This is a genomic window from Kribbella sp. NPDC051770 (genome assembly GCF_040681455.1).
GTDB lineage: Bacteria > Actinomycetota > Actinomycetes > Propionibacteriales > Kribbellaceae > Kribbella.
Genome location: NZ_JBFAYT010000012.1, coordinates 129,257 through 147,103 on the forward strand (window position 1 = coordinate 129,257; position 17,847 = coordinate 147,103).

At 70.2% G+C, this 17,847-nt stretch carries 21 protein-coding genes; 8 read left to right on the forward strand and 13 right to left on the reverse strand.

Translation table 11 applies throughout. From position 1 onward, the window contains the following. Nucleotides 1-21: 21 nt before the first annotated feature. The 3 genes from AB0M01_RS32235 to malQ form a co-directional block, all read right to left on the reverse strand. The gene (locus tag AB0M01_RS32235; protein WP_363676251.1) at nt 22-525 is read right to left on the reverse strand and encodes a hypothetical protein; all 504 of its coding nucleotides are present in this window, start codon (nt 523-525) and stop codon (nt 22-24) included. 80 nt (nt 526-605) lie between these two features. Continuing rightward, the gene (locus AB0M01_RS32240; protein WP_363676252.1) at nt 606-1,196 is read right to left on the reverse strand and encodes a lytic polysaccharide monooxygenase auxiliary activity family 9 protein; all 591 of its coding nucleotides are present in this window, start codon (nt 1,194-1,196) and stop codon (nt 606-608) included. Between the two features lie 103 nt (nt 1,197-1,299). Beyond that, entirely contained in the window at nt 1,300-3,414 is a 2,115-nt protein-coding gene (gene malQ, locus AB0M01_RS32245; RefSeq protein WP_363676253.1) for a 4-alpha-glucanotransferase, read from the reverse strand. A gap of 158 nt (nt 3,415-3,572) precedes the next feature. On the opposite strand from malQ, the gene AB0M01_RS32250 reads away from it, so the two are divergent. Next, the gene (locus AB0M01_RS32250) at nt 3,573-5,045 is read left to right on the forward strand and encodes a glycerophosphodiester phosphodiesterase family protein (protein ID WP_363676254.1); all 1,473 of its coding nucleotides are present in this window, start codon (nt 3,573-3,575) and stop codon (nt 5,043-5,045) included. On the opposite strand, the gene AB0M01_RS32255 is transcribed toward AB0M01_RS32250, so the two are convergent. Together AB0M01_RS32255 and AB0M01_RS32260 are read right to left on the reverse strand one after the other, a co-directional pair. After that, nucleotides 5,032-5,973 carry an FAD-dependent oxidoreductase gene (locus AB0M01_RS32255; protein ID WP_363676255.1) on the reverse strand — a complete coding sequence of 314 codons (942 nt, stop codon included), beginning with the start codon at nt 5,971-5,973 and terminating at the stop codon, nt 5,032-5,034. The genes AB0M01_RS32250 and AB0M01_RS32255 overlap by 14 nt on opposite strands. Continuing rightward, complete coding sequence (locus AB0M01_RS32260) at nt 5,970-6,947, reverse strand: DUF2157 domain-containing protein (protein ID WP_363676256.1); 978 nt, start codon at nt 6,945-6,947, stop codon at nt 5,970-5,972. Before AB0M01_RS32260 ends, AB0M01_RS32255 begins: the two co-directional genes overlap by 4 nt. A gap of 67 nt (nt 6,948-7,014) precedes the next feature. Here AB0M01_RS32260 and AB0M01_RS32265 point away from each other — a divergent pair, with 67 nt between their 5' ends. Continuing rightward, nucleotides 7,015-7,821: a mechanosensitive ion channel domain-containing protein gene (locus AB0M01_RS32265; protein ID WP_363676257.1), complete on the forward strand. Its 807-nt coding sequence runs from the start codon at nt 7,015-7,017 to the stop codon at nt 7,819-7,821. 56 nt (nt 7,822-7,877) lie between these two features. Here the strand turns inward: AB0M01_RS32265 and AB0M01_RS32270 are convergent, their stop codons facing one another. From AB0M01_RS32270 to AB0M01_RS32285, 4 genes are read right to left on the reverse strand one after another with little or no spacing between them, the layout of a single operon-like run. Then, on the reverse strand, nt 7,878-8,306 hold the full coding sequence (locus AB0M01_RS32270; RefSeq protein ID WP_363676258.1) for an OsmC family protein: 429 nt from the start codon (nt 8,304-8,306) through the stop codon (nt 7,878-7,880). 14 nt (nt 8,307-8,320) lie between these two features. Next, the gene (locus AB0M01_RS32275; RefSeq protein ID WP_363676259.1) at nt 8,321-8,746 is read right to left on the reverse strand and encodes a globin; all 426 of its coding nucleotides are present in this window, start codon (nt 8,744-8,746) and stop codon (nt 8,321-8,323) included. Between the two features lie 14 nt (nt 8,747-8,760). Beyond that, the gene (locus AB0M01_RS32280) at nt 8,761-9,177 is read right to left on the reverse strand and encodes an acyl-CoA thioesterase (RefSeq protein WP_363676260.1); all 417 of its coding nucleotides are present in this window, start codon (nt 9,175-9,177) and stop codon (nt 8,761-8,763) included. Further along, nucleotides 9,174-9,602 (reverse strand): thioesterase family protein, encoded by a 429-nt coding sequence (locus tag AB0M01_RS32285; RefSeq protein WP_363676261.1) that lies wholly within the window; start codon nt 9,600-9,602, stop codon nt 9,174-9,176. Before AB0M01_RS32285 ends, AB0M01_RS32280 begins: the two co-directional genes overlap by 4 nt. Nucleotides 9,603-9,692: 90 nt before the next feature. Between AB0M01_RS32285 and AB0M01_RS32290 the strand changes: the two genes are divergently transcribed. Continuing rightward, nucleotides 9,693-10,451, forward strand: coding sequence for an SDR family oxidoreductase (locus AB0M01_RS32290; protein ID WP_363676262.1), 759 nt, complete (start codon nt 9,693-9,695; stop codon nt 10,449-10,451). A gap of 9 nt (nt 10,452-10,460) precedes the next feature. Then, nucleotides 10,461-10,916, forward strand: coding sequence for a MaoC family dehydratase (locus tag AB0M01_RS32295; RefSeq protein WP_363676263.1), 456 nt, complete (start codon nt 10,461-10,463; stop codon nt 10,914-10,916). Here AB0M01_RS32295 and AB0M01_RS32300 read toward each other — a convergent pair. The 3 genes from AB0M01_RS32300 to AB0M01_RS32310 all read right to left on the reverse strand — a co-directional run bounded on the left by AB0M01_RS32300 (nt 10,902) and on the right by AB0M01_RS32310 (nt 13,503). Beyond that, nucleotides 10,902-11,612 (reverse strand): peptidase E, encoded by a 711-nt coding sequence (locus tag AB0M01_RS32300; protein WP_363676264.1) that lies wholly within the window; start codon nt 11,610-11,612, stop codon nt 10,902-10,904. The genes AB0M01_RS32295 and AB0M01_RS32300 overlap by 15 nt on opposite strands. Continuing rightward, the gene (locus tag AB0M01_RS32305; protein WP_363676265.1) at nt 11,609-12,499 is read right to left on the reverse strand and encodes a GNAT family N-acetyltransferase; all 891 of its coding nucleotides are present in this window, start codon (nt 12,497-12,499) and stop codon (nt 11,609-11,611) included. The genes AB0M01_RS32300 and AB0M01_RS32305 overlap by 4 nt, the downstream gene beginning before the upstream one ends. Before the next feature lie 110 nt (nt 12,500-12,609). Then, nucleotides 12,610-13,503 (reverse strand): GNAT family N-acetyltransferase, encoded by an 894-nt coding sequence (locus AB0M01_RS32310; protein ID WP_363676266.1) that lies wholly within the window; start codon nt 13,501-13,503, stop codon nt 12,610-12,612. A gap of 105 nt (nt 13,504-13,608) precedes the next feature. On the opposite strand from AB0M01_RS32310, the gene AB0M01_RS32315 reads away from it, so the two are divergent. The 4 genes from AB0M01_RS32315 to AB0M01_RS32330 are packed head-to-tail and all read left to right on the forward strand — an operon-like array spanning nt 13,609 to nt 17,030. After that, the gene (locus AB0M01_RS32315) at nt 13,609-14,508 is read left to right on the forward strand and encodes an ABC transporter ATP-binding protein (RefSeq protein WP_363676267.1); all 900 of its coding nucleotides are present in this window, start codon (nt 13,609-13,611) and stop codon (nt 14,506-14,508) included. Then, on the forward strand, nt 14,501-15,400 hold the full coding sequence (locus AB0M01_RS32320; RefSeq protein WP_363676268.1) for an ABC transporter permease subunit: 900 nt from the start codon (nt 14,501-14,503) through the stop codon (nt 15,398-15,400). The genes AB0M01_RS32315 and AB0M01_RS32320 overlap by 8 nt, the downstream gene beginning before the upstream one ends. Continuing rightward, a complete protein-coding gene (locus tag AB0M01_RS32325; protein ID WP_363676269.1) occupies nt 15,397-16,311 on the forward strand; it encodes an ABC transporter ATP-binding protein in 915 nt (304 codons plus the stop codon). The genes AB0M01_RS32320 and AB0M01_RS32325 overlap by 4 nt, the downstream gene beginning before the upstream one ends. After that, nucleotides 16,311-17,030 carry an ABC transporter permease subunit gene (locus AB0M01_RS32330; RefSeq protein WP_363676270.1) on the forward strand — a complete coding sequence of 240 codons (720 nt, stop codon included), beginning with the start codon at nt 16,311-16,313 and terminating at the stop codon, nt 17,028-17,030. The genes AB0M01_RS32325 and AB0M01_RS32330 overlap by 1 nt, the downstream gene beginning before the upstream one ends. 40 nt (nt 17,031-17,070) lie before the next feature. Here AB0M01_RS32330 and AB0M01_RS32335 read toward each other — a convergent pair whose 3' ends face one another. Next, nucleotides 17,071-17,826, reverse strand: a complete 756-nt coding sequence (locus tag AB0M01_RS32335) for an SDR family oxidoreductase (protein WP_363676271.1) — start codon at nt 17,824-17,826, stop codon at nt 17,071-17,073. Nucleotides 17,827-17,847: the final 21 nt, after the last annotated feature.

The window sequence follows — 17,847 nt, forward strand, 5'->3', positions numbered from 1 at the left end:
GCCGGAGCCGGGCTCAGGGGGTCAGCAGCCGCCGCAGTTGTAGTAGGTGATGTCCCAGTGGTTGCCCTCGTTGGCGTAGACGTTGCCGGCGCCGGACTGCCACTGCGGAGCACCGTCGCCGCGGTTGGCGATCCGGGTGAAGGTACCCTTCACGTAGCCGTCGACGCAGCCGCTGACCGCGACGTCGACCTTGTAGCCGTTCCAGTGGCTGTAGGTCCCGCCGGCGTGGCCGGTCTCGGTGCCGCCGGTGACCCGGACGGCGCACCCGCTGGCCTGCTTGAGGGTGATCGTGCCCTGCACGGTCGCCAGGTTGATCTGGTCGAACGACGTACAGGTCGGGTTGGTGCGGCTGGAGCAGCCGCCGCTGGACGACCAGGTGACGCCGGCGGCGCTGAACCGGCTGGTGGCCTGGCTGTGGGTGAGCTTGGTGACGGCGGAGGCCTGCTGGACGGCGACGACCCCGGGCGTCAGCCCGGCGACGAGAGCGACCGCGGTCACCAGCGCACGGCGTACGGAGGTTTTCATGGGGACACTCCTTGAAACAGTGGGGCGGACAGTTTCAAGGAGTGCCTTGCCCAGGAAAGTTAGTTACCAAACGCCGGCGGTCAGAACCTGACGTCCGAGCACTGGTAGAACGCGTTGCCGGTGTCGGCGATGGTCCAGACCGCGAGGATCATGTGCCGTCCGCTCTTGTTCGGCAGCTGACCGGAGTGGGTGACCGTCATCCCCGGGCGGGCGCCGTTGAACGGCACGGTCAGGAACGGCTGCAGCTGCAGAGCGGACCGGGTCAGCGGAGCGTTCTGGTTCCAGCCGTCCTTGGTGATGTAGTACTTGAAGTCCGTGGTCGCGTGGGCGGCGGTCAGCGTCCACTTGAACGTGTAGAGCGACCCGGAGCTGAGCTGGGTGGTCGGCCAGGCGCCACCGCGCTGGTCGTTGAGCTGGTCGAAGGCACCGATGCCGGCCGAGCAGAGCTTGCCGTCGGCGGGACCGCCGCCGGGGAAGCCCTTGGGGCCCTCGGTGCTCTGCGGCTCCCACTGGATGTTGCCGCAGTTCTGGACGGCACCGTTGGCGCAGTGCTTGGCCCGGCTGGTCGGGGACGTGGTGTAGCCGTGGCCGTAGGCGGTCGGGACGGCCAGACCGGTCAGTGCGAGAGCACCGAGCGCGATCCCGGCCAGGGTCTTCCTGTGTGCTCGCATGCGAACACATCCTTTCCGTCAAGGGGGGCGGTACGGAAAGGACAATAGATAGCAACCGTTCGATTTTATTGTCAACAGCTCGTGAGCGGCTCCTGACAGATAGTTATCTGAGGACGCCGACCAGCCGCCGCAGCCGGGTGTTGTTGGGCAGGTCCTCGATCAGCACCGGCATCCCGTCCGGCCCGCCCAGCGGGACCCGCCAGTTCGGGTACTCGTCGGTCGTGCCCGGCTGGTTCTGCGTACGCCGCTCGCCCACCGCGTCGGCCAGCGCGACGCCGATCAGCTTGGCCGGCGTGTGGGCGACGTACCGGTGCAGCGCCTCGACGATCCGCTCGACCTCACCCTCGTGGCCGGACAGCAGGTGCCGCTCGCGGAGCGCCGCCAGCCAGGCGTCCCGGTCCGCCTCGTCCACTGCCAGCTCCTCGGCCACCGGCCGGGTCAGCAGGCCCAGCCGGTCGCGCAGCTCGACGTGGTCACCGGCCAGGTAACCGGCCGTCGGAGGCAGGTCGTGGGTCGTCACCGTGGCCAGGCAGAGCTCCCGCCAGCGCTCCGGCGCCAGCGGCTTGCCGTCGGCGTCCCGCTCGAACCAGAGCACCGACGTACCGAGTACGCCGCGCTCGGTGAGGTAGTCGCGGACCCACGGCTCGACAGTCCCGAGGTCCTCCCCCACCACGACGACACCGGCTCGCGCTGCCTCCAGCACCAGGATGCCGATCAGCGCCTCGTGGTCGTAGCGCACGTAGGTGCCCTGCGTCGGGCTCTCCTCCGAGGTCACCCACCAGAGCCGGAACATGCCGAGGATGTGGTCGATCCGCAGGCCGCCGCCGTGCCGCAACTGCGCCTTGACCAGCTCCCGCCAGGCGGCGTACCCGGTCTCGGCCAGCGCGTCCGGCCGCCAGGGCGGCTGCGACCAGTCCTGGCCCTGCTGGTTGAACGCGTCCGGCGGCGCGCCGACGTGGATCCCGGCCGCGAGCACCTTCTGCAGCGCCCACGCGTCGGCACCATCAGGGTGTACGCCGACCGCCAGGTCGTGCACGACTCCGAGCTGCATGCCCGCGTTCTTCGCCCGGGCCTGGGTCCGGGCCAGCTGCTCGTCGAGCTGCCACTGCAGCCAGCAGTGGAACTCCACCGCGTCCGGGTTTTCGTTGCGGAAGGCAACAACAGCGGGGGCGGCCGGGTCGCGCAGCTCCTCGGGCCACTTGCTCCACTCCGGGCCGTGCACGTCGGCGATCGCCGCCCAGGTGGCGAAGTCGATCAGTCCCTGGCCCTCGCGGTCGCAGTAAGCGCCGTACTCGGCGATCCGGCCGATCGACGGGCGGACGCCGAACAGCAGCTGCAGCGCCTCCCGCTTGGCCGCCCAGACGGTGTCCCGGTCGAGCCAGTCGACGTCCTCGTTCAGCGCCCGGCTCTGCAGGCCCAGCGTGCGGACCCGGTCCCGCTCGGCCGGCGCCAGGTCGCCGTACTCGTCGATGTCCTCGATCCGCAGGTAGATCGGGTTGGCGAACCGGCGCGAGGCCGGCAGGTACGGCGACGGCTCCATCCGGCCCGCGGTCTCCGCCGCGTGCAGCGGGTTGATCAGCACGAACCCGGCGCCCAGGTCCCCGGCCGACCAGGCCGCCAGGTCGGCGAGGTCGTGCAGGTCGCCGATGCCCCAGGAGCGGCGGGAGCGGACCGAGTAGAGCTGCAGCACCCAGCCCCAGGTGCGGTCGAGCCGCTGCGGCTCGAGGCGCTGCGGCGTGACGATCACCGTGCCGGTGAACACCTCCGGGCTGCTGCCGATCCGTGCGCACAGCCGGTGGTAGCCGAGTGGCAGGTCCCCCGGCAGCTGGAACGTCGCCTCACCGACCTGGACGCCGTCCACCCAGACCGGCTCGACCCACTTCTCCTGCTGCGGTACGTCGCGACGCTGCCCGCCGTCCTCCAGGTCGACCCAGACCTCGGCGGTCGACCCGTGCGGCACGTGCAGCGGGAACCAGGGCGTCCAGCCCTCGCGCATCACCAGCGTGGCGGGCAGCACCCGGCGCCAGCGGTCCAACTGGTGCTCGTCGAGCGCCTCGGCGGCCTTGGCCGGCGTCGACGCATCCACGCCCAGTGCGGCGAGCACAGCTGACACCACCTCGCTGGACACGAGCACATGTTGGCCCTGCCAGTCCCAGTACTCCGTCGCCACGCCATGGGCTACCGCTAGCTCGACAAGGGCCGGAGTGGGTGCAGTCACGCGTGCGAGTCTGCCGCATGACCGGCCCCTGAGCAGAACGCAGCGCGCCGCAGAAGTTGGTCAAGCTCGCGAAACAGCCTGTGCTGCCAGGCTCCGCAGCATCTACTCTGCCGGTGGCAGAGCGGCAGGCGGGGGCCTGTGCCGCCGGGAGGACACGCATGGAGATCACACGTCGTACGACGCTGGGCTGGTTGGGCGCACTGGCTGTAGGTGCGGTGGCTACTGGTTGTCGCGGCGCTGACGCGGCGGACCTGGACTCGTCGGAGCCCGGCGGACTCACGCTGGACGACTGGGCCGCCGACCGCGGTGACAAGTACCTGGTCGCGCACCGTGGCATCGGTGACGTGTTCCCCGAGCACAGCATGGAGTCGTACCAGGCGGCGTACGACGCTGGTGCCCGCGCGATGGAGGTGAGCGTCGGGCTCACCTCCGACAATGTGCTGGTCTGCCTGCACGACCAGAGCGTCGACCGGACCACCAACCTGGCCGGCAAGCTCAGTGGCATCAGCTACGCCGACCTGCAGAAGGGCTGGATCGACGTCGCTCGGCTGGGCCCGTACTGGCAGAGCACGAAGGCCCGGGTACCGCTGTTCGAGGACGTGCTCAAACGCTTCGGCGGCCGGGCGATCCTCTGCGTCGAGGCCAAGGACGACCGGGCCCACGCGCCGATGATGGCGATGATCGCCAAGCACCGGCTGGAGACGTCGGTGATGCTCAAGGCCTACTACCGCAGCAAGCGGATCACCGAGGCGAAGAGCCAGGGCCTGGGCGTCTTCGCGTACTACACGACACCGGCGGAGATGACCGCCGAGTCGGTGCAGACGGTGGCCAGCCTGCTGTCGCCGCGCACCGACGCGATCGTCGTACCGAACTCCGGGCCAGGCGGCTATCTGGCGCCGTCGCTGGTCGAGGAGGCCGTCGCCACCGGGATGACCATCTGGCCGTACCCGCTGCACCGCCGCTCCGACCTGACCCACTACAACGCGGTCGGCATGACCGGTGCGGTCACCTCGAACATCGCCTACCTGCTCGGCAAGACAGAGGTCGGTGTGGCCGACCAGTGGTCACGCGGCCTCGCGGTAGCGGGTGAACTGACCAGAGACCCGTACGACGACCGCTTCGCGCTGCAGTGGGGACCGGGCGGCTCTGTCCGGCTCGCTGCCAGCAAGGCGCAGCACTTCCTGACGCTGGGGAACCTCGGGCCGATCACCGCGCCGGCGTACACGATCGAGTTCGAGGCGTCGTACGACGTCCTGCCGGAGGACCCGGCGGCGAACCTGACGCTGGCCTTCGGGCACACCGACGACCGCTACTACGAGCACCGGCTCGGTGTCTCCAACGGCTACCACGCGATCCTGCAGCGGGACGGCGAGCTCGGGCTGTACGAGCACAGGGTCGGCAAAGGGTCCGGGACGCTGCTCGGCTCAGAGGTGACGGCCGAGCCGGTCCGCGGCCGGTGGATGAAGTTCCGGCTGGAGGTCACGCCGACCAAGCTGGCCTGGAGCCGGCTGGACAAGCCGGCGCGGATCACCGTGAACGACACGGCGTTCCGGGGCGGCTACCTGCACCTGGGCCGCGGCTCGCTCGACGGGACGCTGTCGCTGCGCGGACTGAAGGTCACACGAGGCTGACCGCGTCCTGAGCGCAGCCCCAGCCCAGGGTGATGCCGCTGCCGCCGTGGCCGTAGTTGTGGACCACCGGAACGCCAGGAATGAGCTGCTCGTCCCGCTCCAGCCGCACCTCGGGCCGGCCGGGGCGGAGACCGACCAGCGCCTCGATGACCTCGGCACCGGCCAGCGCTGGAACCAGGTCCGTGCAGCGCTGCACGATCGAGGCGGTGGTCGCGTCGTCGACGGCGGTGTCCCAGCTGCCCTGGTCGAGCGTGCCGCCGAGGATGCAGTCGTCGGTGCGCGGATGAACGTAGGCGCGGCCCGCCGGATGGTGCTCGTCGCGGACCGACAGCGTCAGGCCGGGGTTGCGGACGCGGACGATCTGGCCGCGGATCGGGTACGTCGTACGGTCGCCGACCAGCTCGCCTGCGGCCAGGCCGGCGCAGTTGACGATGGCGTCGGGCTGGAGGTCGAGGAGGTCGGTGAGCGCGGCTGCCCGGCGTACGAGGTGGTGGCCGCCGGTGTCGAGGTAGCGCTGGTGCAGGCGCGGGAGGTAGGTGGGCATTTCGACCAAGGGGACGGCGAAGCGCAGGCCGTGGGAGTAACCGGCGGGAAGCTCATCGGGCGTTGCTGGTCGGACTTCGCCGACTGCAGCGGCCCAGGGCTGCGGGCCGGGCTCCTCGCGGTAGACGACGAGCGACTCGCGCATCACGACGCCGGGGACGTGGTCGGCGGCTTCGCGGGCCAGGACGTCGTACGTCGTACTGCCCCAGGAGGCGACCTTGTCAGCCGGCCCAGCTGAGGTGGGGAACCACACTGCCGCAGCCAGGTGGGAGGTGGTCGCCTCGGTGGCATCGGCGCTCACCACGACGACGTCGTCGCCGCGCTCGCGCAGGAGCAGGGCCGTGGAGAGCCCACTGATCCCTGCGCCGAGTACGACGACCTTCACGTGGCCCGCCGCTGGCGACGCGACAGCACGAGTACGGCGACCAGCAGTCCGGCGCTGGCGACCACCAGCCCGATGGCCACGCCCGCCACGTTGTCGGTGAGCTGGTAGAGCGCGGTCGGCCAGATCACCAGCAGGATCGAGCAGCCGACCACGGCGTACGACGACGCGTGCACCCGGCCGTACGCGACCAGCAGCGCCGCCGGGCCCGCCGTACCGACGGCGAGCGCCATGATCTCGCCGCGCTCCTGGATCAGCCAGCAGATCGACGAGCTGAACATCGCCGCGCCCGCCAGCGACCAGGAGGTCACCTGGTCGCGGACCAGGCCGACCATGGCCAGCACGAAGGCGACCAGGATGAAGCCGGTGCCGGCGATGCCCGCGCTGTTGGTGTGCACGCTGTCGGCGGGGGTCAGCACGTCGCTGGTGATCACCAGCACGCCGACAGCGAGGATGGCGAACATCGCCACCAGCAGCGACGAGCCCTGCAACCACCAGACGCCGGCCACAGCCAGCGCGAGAGCGACCGCGACACCGACGATCCGGCCGGTCTCCCCCTCGATCGCGACGTACGTGGCGAAGCCGGCGACGCAGCAGCCGAGCGAAGCGAGCGCTGAGCTCAGCTGCTCACGGCGACGGAACAGGCCGAGCACGACGGCTGCTGCAAGGAGGAGGACGGCTGCGCTCGTACCGGTGGTGATGCGGGCGGCTCGGCCCATCTCACCCCAGTTGGCGACCGTGAGAAGGGCCACGGCGCCGAGGAGGAGAGCGCCGCCGATGTAGCCGAGCACCTCCATCAGCGCGGAGCTGTGCGGTGAAGCCGGGCGGGGCTGCTTCAGAGCGGGCGTCTCAGGCTGCTTGGCCGCCGGCTCCGCACTGTCAGCGTCGGCCGCGTCGCGCAGCGCGTCCGCCTGGTACTGGCGGAGCACCCCCGCGCTCACCAGACGCAAGAGCTCGTCATCCAGCCTGCTCGGCATAGACCGTCTTTCCTCCTGCGATTGGGTTCGTGAGTTCAGGCGGTGGTCACTACAGTAGGGCGGCGAGATGCCTATTCTGCTCAGCTACCCCGTGTCCCTGCTCAGTCACCCCCTGCTTTCGCTGCCGGAGCAGTTCCCGACCTTCTTCCGGCGCGGTAACGACGGCAAGCTCGAGGTCACCGACCAGGTCGTCATGGTCCCGGCCCGGATCGTCGGGCTGGTCCTGGCCTTCTTCGTGCTGCGCTGGCTGCTGCACAAGGCGATCCGCCGGTTCGCCCGGCGGACCGGCAACGGCGCCGTCGCCGGTGTCCTGGCCCGGTCGAAACGGGGTCAGGAGTTCGTCGAGAACACGCTCGCCAACGAACGGAGGGCGCAGCGCGCCGAGACGATCGCGTCGCTGCTGTGCAGCACGGTGACGATCGTGCTGACCGCCGTCACGGTGGTGATGGTGCTGGCCGAGCTCGGCTTCAACATCCTGCCGGTGGTCGCGTCGGCCTCCATCATCGGCGTCGCGCTCGGCTTCGGCGCCCAGACACTGGTCAAGGACTTCCTGGCCGGCATCTTCATGATCTTCGAGGACCAGTACGGCGTCGGCGACCTGATCGACATGGAGAAGGCCACCGGCGTCGTCGAAGCCGTCGGCCTGCGCGTCACCCGCCTGCGCGGCGAGGACGGCACCATCTGGTACGTCCGCAACGGCGAGGTCCTCCGCATCGGCAACCTCACCAACCGCGACCCCGGGGGCGGCCCGTCCGGCGTCGGCTCGGCAACGGAACGCGAGGAAGAACAACAGGTGCTCGAGGCTCCGGAAGAGCCCCCGCCGCCGGCCGAAGCTCACAGCCGCCCGTCCGGCGGCCACACCCCACCCGACTGAAAACGGCGCCGGTTCCCGACAGGGGAACCGGCGCCGTTCGGCGTACTGCGTGAACGTCAGGCCGTGAAGGTGACGTCCAAGGTGATGTTCACGGCGGCCAGCGCCTGGGAGACCGGGCAGTTCTTCTTGGCCTGCTCAGCGAACTCGGCGAACTGGTCGGCGGTCAGGCCGGGGACCTTGCCGTTGACCGAGAGCTTGATGCCGGTGATGCCCTCGCCGGGCTGGAAGGTGACGTCGGCGGTGGTGTCGATCGACTCCGGCGCGTTGCCGGCGCCGGCCAGCGCGTGCGACAGCGCCATCGAGAAGCAGGTGGAGTGCGCGGCGGCGATCAGCTCCTCGGGGCTGGTCTTGCCGTTCGCGTCGTTGGCCCGCGAGGCCCAGGACACGTCGTACGTGCCGATCCCGGACGACTCCAGGGCGACCTGGCCGGCGCCCTCCATCAGCGAGCCTTCCCAGTGGGCCTTGGCAGTGCGAACTGTTGCCATGCTCGTGTGTCTCCCTAGCTCTGGTTCTCGGACACGTCGATCGCGCCCGGGTACGTCGGTTCGTCGGTGTTCACCATGCTGTGCGCGGCCATCACCATGTACTTCCAGATCTCCTCGTCCCGCTCCGGTGACAGGGCGATCTCGTCCAGGGCGGCCCGCATGTGACCCAGCCAGCGGTCCCGTGCGCTCGGGGTGACGGCGAACGGGTGGTGCCGCATCCGCAGCCGGGGGTGCCCGCGCTGCTCGGAGTAGGTCCGCGGCCCGCCCCAGTACTGCTCGAGGAACATCCGGAACCGCACCTCGGCCGGGCCGAGGTCCTCCTCCGGGTACATCGGGCGCAGTTCCGGGTCGGCCGCGACGCCGCGGTAGAACGCGGCGATCAGCCGGTGGAACGTGTCCGCCCCGCCTACGGCGTCGTAGAAGCTCTGTGGCTCACTCATCGCCACTCAGTGTCTCAAGCCACCGAAACGTGCGCGCCGAGGGCTGCCCGCTCGGCCTCGTCGAGCGGCCGTTTGGCGTGCGTGTCCGCGGTCACCGTGACCAGCACCGAGGTGGCCTTGCAGTACGTCAGCCCCTCCTCGTGGTCCACGATCCGCGACTGCAGCGTGTACGACGAGGTGCCGATCGCCGACACCCACACCTCCACGTCGTACGGCGGGTGCCGGAGCAGGATCGGCCGCAGGTAGTCCACGGTCTGGCTGACCAGCACCACCGGCGACGTACCGAAGAACTCGTGCACGCCGACCCCGAACACCTCGGCCAGGAACGCGATCCGGGCCTCCTGCAGGTAGTCGAAGTACCGCACGTTGTTGACGTGGTCGTAGGAGTCGATGTCCGACCACCGCACGAGCACGGGATGCGTGAAGGTCATGCGCCCACCAGCTTCGACAGCGCCTCGCGCTCCACCGGCGTGATCCGCCGCAGCCGGTTCGCCGTGAAGTCGAACGGCACCAGCCGGGTCTTGGCCTCGACGTACGTCGTACGGCCCGCGGGCCCGTCGTCGCAGATCTCGTAGTCGACCGTGAACGACGCCGCGCGGATCTCCGAGATCCACAGCTCGATCCGCACCGGCTCGGGCCGGAACCGCAGCGCGGCCCGGTACTGCACCTCGTGCCGGGCGACCAGCAGCCCGGTCTCCAGGTCGTCGGCGCCGAGCTCCTTGGCGGTCCGGAACAGGAAGTCGACGCGGGCGTCCTGCAGGTAGTCGACGTACCGGCCGTTGTTCACGTGGCCGAGCGCGTCCATGTCCCCCCAGCGCAGCGGGCAGTGGTAGACGTGCCGGTTGTGATGATCCACACGGGGATCATCGCATCCAAGGCACCCCGGACCGGCGCGACGTGGGTAATGTCATCCCGGATACCAAACCGAACTCAGGAGTAGGTGGCGATGAGCGAGCAGCAGCGGGTGGCGGTCGTGACCGGGGCGGCCCGGGGAATCGGCGCCGCGGTGGCGCAGCGGCTCGCCGCGGACGGCAACGCCGTCGCCGTCCTGGATCTGGACGAGGCGGCCTGCGCGGGCACGGTCGAGGCGATCACCGCGGCCGGCGGCAAGGCCGTCGCGATCGGCTGCGACGTCAGTCAGTCCGACCAGGTGGCCGCCGCGGTCGAGCGGGTGGTGGCCGAGTTGGGCGCGCCGACGATCCTGGTCAACAACGCCGGCGTCCTGCGCGACAACCTGCTGTTCAAGATGTCCGAGGACGACTGGGACACCGTGATGTCGGTGCATCTCAAGGGCAGTTTCCTGATGTCGAAGGCCTGCCAGGCGCACATGGTCGAGGCGGGCTACGGCCGGATGGTCTTCCTGTCCTCGACGTCGGCGCTGGGCAACCGCGGCCAGGCGAACTACGCCTCGGCGAAGGCCGGTCTGCAGGGCCTGGCCAAGACGCTGGCCTTCGAGCTGGGCAAGTTCGGCGTCACCGCGAACGCGATCGCGCCGGGCTTCATCGAGACCGACATGACCGCGGCGACCGCGGCCCGGGTCGGGATCGACTTCGAGGAGTTCAAGAAGGCGACCGCCGCGGCGATCCCGGTCCAGCGCACCGGTACGCCGGCCGACATCGCGGCCGCCGCGTCGTTCTTCTGCAGCGAGGAGTCGGGCTTCGTGTCCGGCCAGGTCCTGTACGTCGCCGGCGGCCCCCGCAACTAGGAGATCCTGATGCCCCGCACCTTCACCGGCGTCGACGCTGTCGTCGGCGCCGTCGGCACCCAGCTCGGCGAGACCGAGTGGCTGGAGATCACCCAGGAGCAGGTGAACCAGTTCGCCGAGGCGACCGGTGACCACCAGTGGATCCACGTCGACGTCGAGCGCGCCGCCGCCGGCCCGTACGGCGGCACGATCGCCCACGGGTACCTGACGCTCAGCCTGATCGCCCGCTTCGGCGCGGAGCTGTTCGACGTCGACGGCGTCTCGGCGAAGCTCAACTACGGCGTCAACAAGGTCCGCTTCCCGACGCCGGTCCCGGTCGGCGCGCGGGTCCGGGCCGGTGCGTCGATCGCGGGCGCGCAGGAGACGCCGGCCGGCGTACAGGTGTCCCTGCAGTGGGTCGTCGAGCTGGAGGGCTCGACCAAGCCGGCCTGCGTCGCCGAGACCGTCGTCCTACTGGTCCCCTAGGTAGCGCACGGCCAGCGGTTCTTCGACCACGCCGCCGTCACCAGCCCGTACGGCGTACGCGGCCTTGCCCGGCGTCGACGTGACGGCCGCGACCAGCTCGCCGTCGCGGAAGTGCAGCCCGACGCTGTCCTCGGCGGCGTACCCGCCGGGGAACCCCTTGCCGACCAGGTCGAGGTACGTGCCGCGGCGCAGCTCCTCGCCGTCGTAGTGCGGGCAGGCGCTGCCGGGCAGCAGGCCGAGGCCGTCTTCCAGCGGCGCCAGGCTGTTCACGTCGAACGAGTCGGTGACCGAGGCCTCGAACCAGCAGTTCATCCCGGCGCTGATCCCGGCCAGCACCACGCCGTCGTCGTACGCCGCCTTGAGCGCGCGGTCGAGCCCGTGCACGCGCCAGACCGCCAGCAGGTTCGCCGTACTGCCGCCGCCGACGTAGATCACGTCCTGGCCGCGGACGAACTCCTCGAGGTCGACGACCTCGCGCTGGAACAGGTTCAGCACCGAGGCCTCGGCGCGGTCCGGGCCAAAGGCGTCCCGGAAGCGCTGGCTGTAGCCCTCGGCGTCACCGCTGGCGGTCGGCACGAAACAGACTCGCGGCCGCTCGGTGTTCCTTGCCAAGGACAACAAATAGTCGTCGAGCAGCGGGTTGTCCGGCTCCATCGAGAAACCGCCGCCACCGAGGGCGAGGATCTGCCCGGTCACAGCGGTGCGATCAGGACGGCGTGGGTGGCGGTCCGGGTGTAGCCCAGCCACTCGTTGACAGCGATCATCGGTCCGTTTCCGTCGTAGTTGGCGGTGTACATGCCGGTCACCCCGGCCTCCGCCGCGCGGTGCAGCGCCGCGCACTTCACCAGCCTGCCCAGTCCCTGGCCGCGGTACTCCGGCAGGGTCGCGGTCATCTGCGACCAGATCTTCTCGTGGTCGCCGTTGCCCAGCGTGAACGCGATCACCCGGCCGTCCGCGTCGAGCAGTGCCGTGCTCAGATCGAGCACCATGGCCGGCGACTCCCAGATCGCCTCCAACCAGCTCTCGTACGAGCGGCCGGCGATCTTCGCGTCACCGGGCTTGGTCCGCTGGGCGATCACGTCGGCCTCCCAGACCCGGTGCGGATCGACCTCGTTCAGCGGCGACAACCGCATTCCCTCGGGGACCGGCGGCAGCGCGGGCGCGTCGGCCGGGGCCATGCTCGCGTAGTGCACCCGGCGGGTCTCGCGGTAGCCCCACTGCGACGCCCAGCCCGACGACTCCGGGTCGGCGAAGACCCGCGACGTGACGGCGCCGCCGGCCTTCAGGTTCTCGTGGGCCAGCTCCAGCAACGCCGTACCGGCGCCACGGCCGCGGTGCTCCGGGTGGACGATCAGCCGCAGCTGCCCGTCGAGCGGGTCCGAGCCGTCGATCAGCCCGGTGCTCGTCCAGCCGACCACCTGGTCGCCGTCGAGCGCGGCGAACACCGCGGAGCCCGGCTCGTTCCTCAGTGTGCTGAGCCGCCGGCGCAGCGCCGAGGCGGTGGTCGCCAGGAACGGCGCGACCAGGAGGTGCAGCGCCAGCGCAGACTCGGCGTCACCCAGCTGAGGCGGCCTGATCTCCATCGGAACTCCTTCCACCGAAGTACTGGGGAAGATATCTCCTGCGCCGGGTCGATCCGGACTGGACCGCCGTAAACATCCGGGCAAACTTCGCAGCGTGAGCAGGAGCCCGGTCAGAGCAACCGCAGCAGGCCGGTCTGGGTCTCCACCCGGCGGTAGCCGAGCCAGTTGTTCACGGCAAGCATCGGACCGTTCTCGTCGTCGTTGGAGGTGAACGCGCCGACGATCCCGGCCGCCGCCGCCCGCCGCAGCGCGACCGACTTCACCAGCTTCGCCAGCCCCTTGCCCCGGTACGCCGGAAGCGTGCCGGTCATCCCGGCCCAGGCGCGGTCACCGGCCGTCTCGACGGCGTGGTAGGCGACGATCTCGTCACCGGCCAGCGCCGCCACCGACAACGCCTTGTCCAGCCCGGGACTCTCCCAGATCTCCTGCACCCACTGGTCGAACTCGACCGCGTCGGAGGGTGAGTCACCCGGCTCGTCCAGACCTGCGATCGAGTCCACCAGGTACGCCTGCCGGGCGGTCACCTGGTCGAGGCCGACCAGCTCGATCCCGTCCGGCGTCGGCGGCTGGTCGGGCAGCGGTTGCCGCAGGTCGATCCCGGAGTAGTGCATCTGCCGGGTGCCGTCGTACCCGCGCCGCTTGGCGAACTCGACACCGGACGACGACGCGAACGCACGCGCCCGGACGGCGCCGATCTCCTGCAGGTGCTCGTGCAGGCGGTCCGACAGGGCTCCGCCGATGCCGCGCAGGCGGTGCTCGGGATGCACGTGGACGTTGATCCCGGCCTGGCCCGGATCGCTCGTCCAGGTGTTGATCGCGGCCGATCCCCAGGCGACCACGCGGCCCTCGTCGAGGCCGACCAGGTGCAGCGGCTGCTCGTCCGGCGTCGAGGTCGTGATCATGTGCGCGACGGTCGCCGGGGACATCACGGCGAACGCGAAGACGTCGCGGCGGACGGCGGCCAGCGCCTCGGCGTCGTCGGGGTGAGCGGGCCTGATCTCCATCCGCCGACGGTAACCAGGCGGGCGGCGTACGAGCTACTGGTTTTGGAACGGGATCGCAACGGCGGACGATTCTGCGACGAGCCGCCGAAGCACTAGTGTTGGCGGGTGCCCGTGATCGCGACCACCGCGCTGACCAAGCGCTACCCCCGCGTGACGGCACTGGACGAGTTGACCGTCGAGGTGGGGTCCGGCGTGACCGGGCTGGTCGGAGCCAATGGTGCCGGCAAGTCGACCCTGCTGAAGATCCTGCTCGGACTGATCGCCCCGACCGCCGGAAGTGCCATCGTGCTGGGACACGACGTGGTCACCGGCGGCGAGGCGGTCCGGGCGCTCGTCGGCTACATGCCCGAGCACGACTGCCTGCCGCCCGACGTCTCCGCGACCGAGTTCGTCGTGCACCTCGGCCAGATGTCCGGCCTGCCGGCCACCGCGGCCCGCGAACGCGCCGCCGACGTCCTACGCCACGTCGGGCTCGACGAAGCGCGCTACCGCCCGATGGGCGGCTACTCGACCGGGATGAAGCAGCGCGTGAAGCTCGCGCAGGCGCTCACCCACGACCCGAAGCTCGTGCTGCTCGACGAGCCGACCAACGGGCTCGACCCGGCCGGGCGCGACGAGATGCTCGCGCTGGTGCGCCGGATCGGGACCGAGTTCGGCATTCCGGTGCTGATCACCTCGCACCTGCTCGGCGAGCTGGAGTCGGTCTGCGACCACATCGTCGTCCTGGACGGCGGGCGGCTGCTGCGGTCGGAATCGAAGGCCGCGCTGACCGGCGAGACCGGCGTACTGGCTGTGGAGGTTCGTGATCTGAGTGGTCGCGATCGGCTCGGCGCTGCGCTGGAGCGGGCCGGGGCTCGGGCTCGCGCCGAGGGACCGTTGGTGCTGGTCGAGATCAGCGGCGACGCGACGTACGACCTGGTGCGCGACGCGGTGGCCGGGCTCGGGCTCGGGATCGTTCGGATCGAGCCGCACCGGCATCGGCTGGAAGAGGTCTTCAGTGTCTGAGCAGGTTCCGCCGCCGCCGCGGACCGGCGTCATCCACGACATCGGGTACCGGCACTACGACGGGCCGCGGCTCGGTCGGCTGGCGATCACCCAGGCGTTGCTCGCGGCAAGCGTTCGGCACGCGTACGGGATCGGGCGGTCCGGCAAGTCCAAGGTGATGCCAATCCTGCTGCTCGCGGTCATGGTCGTGCCGGTCGCGATCATCGTCGGCGTCGAGATCTCGCTGCAGCTCGACAGCCCGCCGGTGATCCCGGCGCACTACGTCTTCTACCTGCAGCCGGTGATCGCGCTCTACCTCGCCTCGCAGGCGCCGCAGCTGTTCTCCCGCGACCTGCGGTACGGCTCGATCGTGCTGTACCTGGCGCGGCCGCCCCGGCGTACGGACTATGCGCTGGCCAAGTTCGGCGCGCTGGTGATCGCGCTGATGATCCTGATCTCGATCCCGCTCACCGTCCTGTACGCCGGTGCGCTGCTCGCCAAGTTCGACTTCGTCGACATGACGCGCGAGTTCGGGACCGGGCTGGCCGGCGGGCTGATGCTGTCGGTGCTGCTCGCCGCGATCGGCGGCCTGATCGCCGCCGCGACCCCGCGCCGCGGCTTCGCCGTCGCCGCGATCATCACCGTGCTGATCGTGTCGTTCACCGCGACCATCACCACCACCGCGATCCTCGACACCGACCAGGACATGAAGAGCACCGCGGCCCGGTTCGCCAACCTGGGTTCGCCGTTCACGCTGTCCAGGACGCTGAGCACGTTCCTGTTCCGCGACGACAGCGACGGCTGGATCCCGACCACGACGCAGGGGCTGGTGTTCCTCGCGGTCTACCTGGTCGTCGTCGGGCTGTGCCTGTGGGGACTCAACCGGCGCTACGCGAAGGTGGCCCGCGGGTGAGCGTGATCGAGATCCAGAAGGTGTCGCGCTGGTACGGCAACGTCGTCGCGGTCAACGACGTGACGATGACGATCGGTCCGGGCGTGACCGGGCTGCTCGGGCCGAACGGTGCGGGCAAGTCGACGCTGATCACGATGATGGCGGGCTTCCTGCCGCCGTCGGTCGGCGCGGTCACGCTAGACGGCGTACCGGTGTGGCGGAACGAACGCGCGTACTCCGCGATCGGGCTGGTGCCGGAGACCGAGGCCGTGTACGACGTACTGACGGGTGCTGCTTTCGTGCAGGCCAACGCTTCGCTGCACGGGCTCGCTTCGCCGGGTGCGGCGGCGGCCGCGGCGATTGCTGTGGTGGCGATGGAGGATGCGGCTGGGCGGCGCATCTCGACGTACTCGAAGGGGATGAAGCAGCGGATCAAGATGGCCGCCGCGCTCGTCCACGAGCCGTCGGTGCTGCTGCTCGACGAACCCTTCAACGGCATGGACCCGCGGCAACGGCTGCACCTCATGGAGCTGCTGCGCAAGATGGGCAGCGACGGGCGGACGGTGTTGTTCAGCTCGCACATCCTGGAGGAAGTGCAGCAGGTCGCGACCCACATCGAGGTCGTCGTCTCCGGGCGGCACGCGGCCTCCGGTGACTACCGCGCGATCCGCACGCTGATGACGGACCGCCCGATGCTGTACCGCCTGCGTTCCAGCGACAACCGCCGCCTGGCCTCCGCGCTGATCGCCGACCCGTCGACCGCCGGCGCCGACCTCGACGCGGCGACGCTGCAGGTCCGCGTCGTCGACTTCGAACGCTTCAGCCGCATCGTGCCCGCGCTCGCCCGCGACCTGGGCATCCGCCTGCTCGAGGTCTCCCCCACCGACGAGTCCCTCGAGAGCGTCTTCTCCTACCTGGTCGGGAGGAACTGATGGTCGTCCGCACCATCGTCCGCCTCACCCTCGCCACCCTCTTCGGCTCACGGCGAGGGCTGCTCCTCTACATCCTCCCCGCGGTCTTCGTAGGCCTCTGCGTCCTGCTGGCGTTGACGGTCGACGACAAATCCGGCCTCCAGGTCGCCTTGCTCAACATGTTCGGCCTGGCCGTCATCCTGCCGCTGGTAGCGCTCGTCGCCGGCACCGGCGCGATCGCCTCCGAGATCGACGACGGCTCGATCGTCTACCTGCTCAGCAAGCCCATCAAACGCTCCACCATCGTCCTCACGAAGGCCCTGGTCGCCATCTGCGTCGTCCTGGCCCTGGGCGCCCTCCCGATGCTGATCGCCGGCATCGTGCTGGACCCACACGACCTCACCACGGCGTTCGCTTTCTCCCTCGGCGCCCTGGTCGCCGGCATCGCCTACGTCGCCATCTTCACGGCGCTGTCCGTCTTCTCCGGCAACGCGGTGACCATCGGCCTGATCTACTGCCTGCTCTGGGAAAGCGTGATGGGCCAGTACGTCGACGGCGCGAAGGTGCTGTCGGTCCAGCAGTGGTCCCTGGCCCTGATCAGCAAGCTGACGGACGCTCCGCGCGTGGAGTCAGCGGTCAAGCTCCCCATCGCCTCGGTGCTGCTCGTCGCCGTGACCATCACCGCGCTGACCTTGGCGATCACGAAGCTCCGCTCGCTGATCCTGTCGACCGCGGAGTAAAAGCCCCGACGCAGGCCCTTCCGGTCGCTGGCGCTCCGGTCTAGCCGACCATCCCACCGTTCAGCGTCAGCCCGCCGTCGATCGTCAGCGTCTGCCCCGTGATCCACGACGCCTCGTCCGACAGCAGGAACCACACCAGCGAGCCCACATCCTCCGGCCGCCCCAACCGCTTCATCGGATAGGTCGCCGCGACCTCGGCCTCGCGCCCCTCGTAGAGCGCGCCGGCGAACTTCGTCTTCACCACCGCCGGCGCAACCGCGTTCACGCGGATCGTCGGCGCCAGCTCGACCGCGAGCTCCATCGTCACGCGTGACAGCATCGCCTTCGTCGCGCCGTACCAGCCGATGCCGGGGGACGGCGCCAGCCCCGCCACCGACGACAGGTTGACCACCGATCCCCCGTGCTCACCCATCCACGCGTCGCGGCAAGCCTTCACCCACGCGATCGTGGCCAGCACGTTCGTGTCGACCATCTTCGCCGCGACCGCGGCATCGACGTCGAGCAGCGAGCCGTAGATCGGGTTGATGCCGGTGTTGTTGACCAGCAGGTCCACCGACCCGTACGTCGCCAGCGCCGTCTCGATCACCGCGGCGCGGTGGTCGGGATCGGCCGCCTTCCCGGCGACGGCGATCGCGTGCTCGACGCCGCCGAGCTCCAGCACCGCCGCGTCGAGCGTCTCCTGGGTGCGCCCGGTGATCACCACCCGGGCGCCGTCCGCGACGAGCCGCTGCGCGACCGCCAGCCCGATGCCCCGCGACGCACCCGTGACGATCGCCGTCCGGCCCTGCAAACCCATCAACCGTGTCCTCTTCGATCG

What these genes read in the sequence shown, in the direction of transcription:
- AB0M01_RS32235 (WP_363676251.1), bottom strand. Translation starts at nt 525, where the DNA reads ATGAAAACCTCCGTACGCCGTGCGCTGGTGACCGCGGTCGCTCTCGTC.
- AB0M01_RS32240 (WP_363676252.1), bottom strand. Translation starts at nt 1,196, where the DNA reads ATGCGAGCACACAGGAAGACCCTGGCCGGGATCGCGCTCGGTGCTCTC.
- AB0M01_RS32250 (WP_363676254.1), top strand. Translation starts at nt 3,573, where the DNA reads ATGGAGATCACACGTCGTACGACGCTGGGCTGGTTGGGCGCACTGGCT.
- AB0M01_RS32260 (WP_363676256.1), bottom strand. Translation starts at nt 6,947, where the DNA reads ATGCCGAGCAGGCTGGATGACGAGCTCTTGCGTCTGGTGAGCGCGGGG.
- AB0M01_RS32265 (WP_363676257.1), top strand. Translation starts at nt 7,015, where the DNA reads ATGCCTATTCTGCTCAGCTACCCCGTGTCCCTGCTCAGTCACCCCCTG.
- AB0M01_RS32270 (WP_363676258.1), bottom strand. Translation starts at nt 8,306, where the DNA reads ATGGCAACAGTTCGCACTGCCAAGGCCCACTGGGAAGGCTCGCTGATG.
- AB0M01_RS32275 (WP_363676259.1), bottom strand. Translation starts at nt 8,746, where the DNA reads ATGAGTGAGCCACAGAGCTTCTACGACGCCGTAGGCGGGGCGGACACG.
- AB0M01_RS32280 (WP_363676260.1), bottom strand. Translation starts at nt 9,177, where the DNA reads ATGACCTTCACGCATCCCGTGCTCGTGCGGTGGTCGGACATCGACTCC.
- AB0M01_RS32290 (WP_363676262.1), top strand. Translation starts at nt 9,693, where the DNA reads ATGAGCGAGCAGCAGCGGGTGGCGGTCGTGACCGGGGCGGCCCGGGGA.
- AB0M01_RS32295 (WP_363676263.1), top strand. Translation starts at nt 10,461, where the DNA reads ATGCCCCGCACCTTCACCGGCGTCGACGCTGTCGTCGGCGCCGTCGGC.
- AB0M01_RS32305 (WP_363676265.1), bottom strand. Translation starts at nt 12,499, where the DNA reads ATGGAGATCAGGCCGCCTCAGCTGGGTGACGCCGAGTCTGCGCTGGCG.
- AB0M01_RS32310 (WP_363676266.1), bottom strand. Translation starts at nt 13,503, where the DNA reads ATGGAGATCAGGCCCGCTCACCCCGACGACGCCGAGGCGCTGGCCGCC.
- AB0M01_RS32330 (WP_363676270.1), top strand. Translation starts at nt 16,311, where the DNA reads ATGGTCGTCCGCACCATCGTCCGCCTCACCCTCGCCACCCTCTTCGGC.
- AB0M01_RS32335 (WP_363676271.1), bottom strand. Translation starts at nt 17,826, where the DNA reads ATGGGTTTGCAGGGCCGGACGGCGATCGTCACGGGTGCGTCGCGGGGC.